Annotated in this window: 1 protein-coding gene; it reads left to right on the top strand. The window is 63.4% G+C overall.

The window, feature by feature from the left end; genetic code table 11:
• Positions 1–17: 17 nt before the first annotated feature.
• On the top strand, positions 18–834 hold an 817-nt coding region (locus L6D64_RS28165; protein ID WP_236192668.1), incomplete at its 3' end, for a DUF1983 domain-containing protein.

The following is an 834-nucleotide window of genomic DNA, read 5'->3' as shown; positions in this document are numbered from 1 at the left end:
CCTACCAGAAGGGCCAGATGGTCGTGGTTGATGGCCGCATCTACCAGGCGCTGCAGCCTGTTCCAGCAGACGCCTCTGGTGCGAATGCTCCACCCAATGCCGCGCTTTGGGGCGACGTTGGCCAGTCGCTCGAGGCTGCCAATGGCCTAGCTCAGCAGGTGGCCACCAATACCGCCGACATCGCCGAGGTAGACGGCAAGGTCACCGCTACGGCAGGCAGCCTGCAGGCGCTGCGCGCCTCGGCCCGTGATGACGACGGGGAAGGGGAGCTGCTGGATGCGCTGAAGGGGTGGGACAGCATTGCTAACTACGCCCAAGAGGTCAAGGTGCGCGCAGAGGCCGACTTTGCGCAGACGCAGCGGACCACGACTCTGGAGGCTCGCGTCGGTGGTAATGAAAGCCGTATCACCACGGTTGAAACCACGGTTGCGACCAACCAGCAGGCCACGGCCACGGCGATACAACAGCTGAACGCCTCGGTTGCCGACAACTCGGCAGCGATCCAGCAAACCTCTTCGGCCTATGCCGATACGGCCGGCAAGCTGACCACGATGTGGACGGTAAAGATGCAGCTCAACGCCCAAGGCCAGTACGTGGCGGCGGGTATCGGCTTGGGCATCGAGAACGGCCCAGCCGGCCTGCAAAGCCAATTCCTGGTCAGCGCCGACAGGTTCGCTGTGGTCAACGGGGTGAATGGCACGCTCTCGTCGCCATTCGTGGTGCAGGGCGGCCAGGTCTTCATCAACCAAGCGTTCATCAACTCGGCTTACATCCAGACGATCGTGAACAGCGGAACGCTCAGGTCCCAAGCCGTGGACGCTCAGGGCCGGCCAT

It is taken from the genome of Pseudomonas urethralis, assembly GCF_021602465.1.
Lineage (GTDB): Bacteria > Pseudomonadota > Gammaproteobacteria > Pseudomonadales > Pseudomonadaceae > Aquipseudomonas > Aquipseudomonas vlassakiae.
Note: the sequence above shows the minus strand (reverse complement) of the source record. Positions and strands in the feature narration are given on the sequence as shown.